This window comes from Mycobacterium sp. (genome assembly GCF_019243155.1).
Lineage (GTDB): Bacteria > Actinomycetota > Actinomycetes > Mycobacteriales > Mycobacteriaceae > Mycobacterium.
In genome coordinates, this window is sequence record NZ_JAFAUS010000015.1 from 1 (window position 1) to 3,926 (window position 3,926).

Annotated in this window: 3 protein-coding genes; 2 read left to right on the forward strand and 1 reads right to left on the reverse strand. The window is 65.0% G+C overall.

Going from position 1 to position 3,926, the window contains the following annotated elements:
* Positions 1-2,197: UPF0182 family protein (locus tag JOZ00_RS00865; RefSeq protein WP_293338502.1), on the forward strand; the 2,197-nt coding region annotated here is incomplete at its 5' end.
* Between the two features lie 16 nt (positions 2,198-2,213).
* Here JOZ00_RS00865 and JOZ00_RS00870 read toward each other — a convergent pair.
* Entirely contained in the window at positions 2,214-3,185 is a 972-nt protein-coding gene (locus tag JOZ00_RS00870) for a GlxA family transcriptional regulator (protein WP_293338504.1), read from the reverse strand.
* Between the two features lie 102 nt (positions 3,186-3,287).
* On the opposite strand from JOZ00_RS00870, the gene JOZ00_RS00875 reads away from it, so the two are divergent.
* Positions 3,288-3,926: HD domain-containing protein (locus tag JOZ00_RS00875; RefSeq protein WP_293338506.1), on the forward strand; the 639-nt coding region annotated here is incomplete at its 3' end.

Sequence of the window (3,926 nt, forward strand, 5' to 3'; positions counted from 1 at the left end):
GATCGCGCTGATTTGTGCGGCCGCCGTGTTCTCCGCGATCACCTTCCGCGACTTGCGGATCCCGGCCATCGGCCTGGTCCTGCTGCTGCTGTCGTCGCTGATCGTCGGCGCCGGCTGGCCGCTGATCGTCGAGCAGATCAGCGTCAAACCCAATGCGGCGCAAAAGGAAAGCGAATACATTAGCCGCAGCATCGCCGCGACGCGGCAAGCCTACGGCCTGACCTCCGACCAGGTCACCTACCGCAACTACACGGGTGACGCAGGGGCCACCGCCCAGCAGGTCGCCGACGACCGCGCGACCACCTCCAACATCCGGTTGCTCGACCCGACGATCATCAGCCCGGCGTTCACCCAGTTCCAGCAGGGCAAGAACTTCTACTACTTCCCCGACCAGCTCTCCATCGACCGGTACCTCGACCGCAACGGGGCCTTGCGCGACTACGTCGTCGCGGCCCGGGAACTCAATCCCGACCGGCTGATCGACAACCAGCGGGACTGGATCAACCGGCACACGGTCTATACCCACGGCAACGGGTTCATCGCCTCGCCCGCGAACACGGTGCGTGGAATCGCCAACGACCCCAACCAAAACGGTGGCTATCCCGAATTCCTGGTCAACGTGGTCGGCGCCAACGGCAACGTGGTGTCCGACGGTCCGGCGCCCCTGGACCAACCGCGCGTCTACTACGGGCCCGTCATCTCCAGCACGGCCGCCGACTATTCGATCGTCGGACGCAATGGCACGGACCGCGAATACGACTACGAGACCAGTGCCGAGACCAAGAACTACACCTATACCGGCCTCGGGGGCGTCCCGGTCGGCGACTGGTTGTCCCGCAGCGTGTTCGCCGCCAAGTTCGCAGAGCGAAACTTCTTGTTCTCCAACGTGATCGGCTCCAACAGCAAGATCCTGTTCAACCGCGATCCCGCGCGCCGCGTCGAGGCGGTGGCGCCCTGGCTGACCACCGACAGCTCCGTGTACCCCGCGATCGTCAACAAGCGGCTGGTGTGGATCATCGACGGCTACACCACGTTGGACAACTACCCGTACTCCGAACTCACCTCCCTGGAGTCGGCGACCGCGGACTCCAACGAGGTGGCGTTCAACAAGCTGGCGCCCGACAAGCGTGTCTCCTACATCCGTAATTCGGTGAAGGCCACGGTCGATGCCTACGACGGCACCGTGACGCTGTATCAGCAAGACGAGCAGGACCCGGTCCTCAAGGCGTGGATGCAGGTCTTCCCGGGCACGGTCAAGCCCAAGAGCGACATCACCCCCGAGCTCGCCGAGCACCTGCGCTATCCCGAGGACCTGTTCAAGGTTCAGCGGATGCTGCTGGCCAAATACCACGTCAACGACCCGGTGACGTTCTTCTCGACATCCGATTTCTGGGACGTGCCACTGGATCCGAACCCGACGGCCAGCAGCTACCAACCGCCGTACTACATCGTCGCGAAAAACATTGCGAAGAACGACAATACGTCGTCGTATCAGTTGACGAGCGCGATGAACAGGTTCAAACGCGACTACCTGGCGGCCTACATCAGCGCCAGCTCGGACCCGGCCACCTACGGCCGGATCACCGTGTTGACCATCCCCGGTCAGGTCAACGGTCCCAAGTTGGCCAACAACGCGATCACCACAGACCCGGCGGTGTCCCAGGATCTGGGTGTGATCGGGCGCGACAACCAGAACCGGATCCGGTGGGGGAACTTGCTCACGCTGCCGGTCGGCCAGGGTGGGCTGCTTTACGTCGAACCGGTTTACGCCTCGCCGGGGGCGAGCGACGCGGCGTCCTCGTACCCGCGGCTGATCCGGGTGGCGATGATGTACAACGACAAGATCGGCTACGGACCCACCGTGCGCGACGCCCTGACCGGATTGTTCGGTCCCGGCGCGGGTGCAGCCGCAACGAGTATTCAGCCGACCGAATCCGGCGGTACTGCCGCGGCGACCCCACCCGCCAGTCCGCCGGCCCCCGCTGGGACACCGGGAGCGCCGCCGCCGGTGGCGGCTGTGCCGCCGGCGCCCGACGGATCGGTAACCCTGTCCCCGGCCAAAGCCGCTGCGCTGCAAGACATTCAGACGGCTATCGGCGCGGCCAAGGACGCCCAGAAGAAGGGCGATTTCGCCGGCTACGGTGCCGCGCTGCAGCGGCTGGACGACGCGATCAACAAGTACAACAGCGCCAAATAGCTTTCAGGCTGGTTGGTCAGGCATACGCCGTTCGGAACCGATCGCGGTAGGCCTTCGGGCTGATGCCCAGGTGGCTGGCGAACACCCGCCGCAGCGTTTCGGTGCTGCCGAAACCGGCCACGCCCGCGGTCTCGGCGACCGTACGGCCGTCCTCGAGTGCGGCGCGGGCGAAACCGACCCGGACCGATCCGACATATTGCGCCGGAGTCATGCCAAGCTCGGACGCAAAGAGCCGAGTGAGCTGGCGTGTGCTCAAAGATGCATGCGCCGCAAGCTTTTTCACGCTATGGTCGGCGCTCGGGTTCGCCGCGATCGCGTCGGTGACCGCGCGCAGCGGGGACTGCGGCGGTGGCTCGGCCTCGATCAGCACCGAGAATTGGGATTGGCCGCCCGCGCGTTTGAGATAAACGACCAGCCACCGAGCCACGTCGCGGACAAGCTCAGTCCCGTAATCCATTTCGACCAATGCCAGCGCCAGGTCGATGCCCGACGAGACCCCGGCCGACGTGAAGACGTCGCCGTCGCGGACGAAGATCGCGTCCGGCTCGACGGTGATATCGCGGAAGGCCCGCGCCAACGACCGGGTCTCGTGCCAGTGCGTGGTGGCGCGCCGGCCGCTGAGCAGGCCGGCCTGCGCGAGGATGAACGAGCCCGTGCAGATGGACGTAATCCGCCGGCTCCGTGCCGCCACCGATCTGATGTCCTCGACGAGCGCGGGATCGATCGGGCGCCTGGGCAGGGCGTCGCTGCCGGCGACCACGACGGTATCGGCGGATGCAATCGACGAAATGCGATCGGTGACACCCAGGCGGGTCCCAATCGAGGTTGTCACGTCGCCGCCGTCCAGCGACGCGATCTTGAGCTGGTAGTTGGCGCCGAACCGGTTGGCCTCGACGAAGACCTCGCCCGCCCCTGCGACGTCCAACAGCGTCACCTCGTCGAAGACGACGATTACCACGACCCGCGGACGCACTCCCGTTTCAGCCACAGCGTCATTGTGTCGCTTTTTGTGGGATGGATGGCCCGGCAGCCACGATCGGTCTGCCCCGCGGTGCCGCAAACTTGCTTCAGTCAAATTAAAGGAGACCCGATCATGGACACTCAATCGATGGAAAGCATCGCCGACATCGTCATACCGGACACCGCGCTGGTGCGCGAGATTACCGAGTACATTCGCGACGCCGAGGACGATCTGCTGTTCGACCATTCCCGCCGAGTGTTTCTCTTCGGAGTGCTGCAGGGCCGCCGCCGCGGGCTGGAACCAAACCTGGAGCTGCTTTACGCCGGGGCGATGTTCCACGATCTGGGACTCACCGAGCGCTACCGCACTTCGCAACTGCGGTTCGAGGTGGACAGTGCGAACGCGGCGCGAGAGTTCTTGCTGCAGCGGGGTATTGATCAGGCCGACGCCGACAAGGTGTGGCTGGGCATCGCGTTACACACCACTCCCGGGATCCCGGAATTCCTGGAGCCCGAAGTCGCTTTGGTGACGGCCGGCGTGGAGACCGACGTGCTGGGGATCGAGCGCGACGACCTTGCCCCGGAGGCTCTTGCCGCGGTGACCGCCGCGCACCCGCGCCCACAGTTCAAGCAGCGCATCATCCAAGCGTTCTACGACGGCATGAAGCACCGCCCGCAGACCACCTTCGGCACCATGAACGACGACGTGCTGGCGCACTTCGACCCCGCATTCAAGCGGGAGGACTTCGTGGACATCATCCTGAACAAC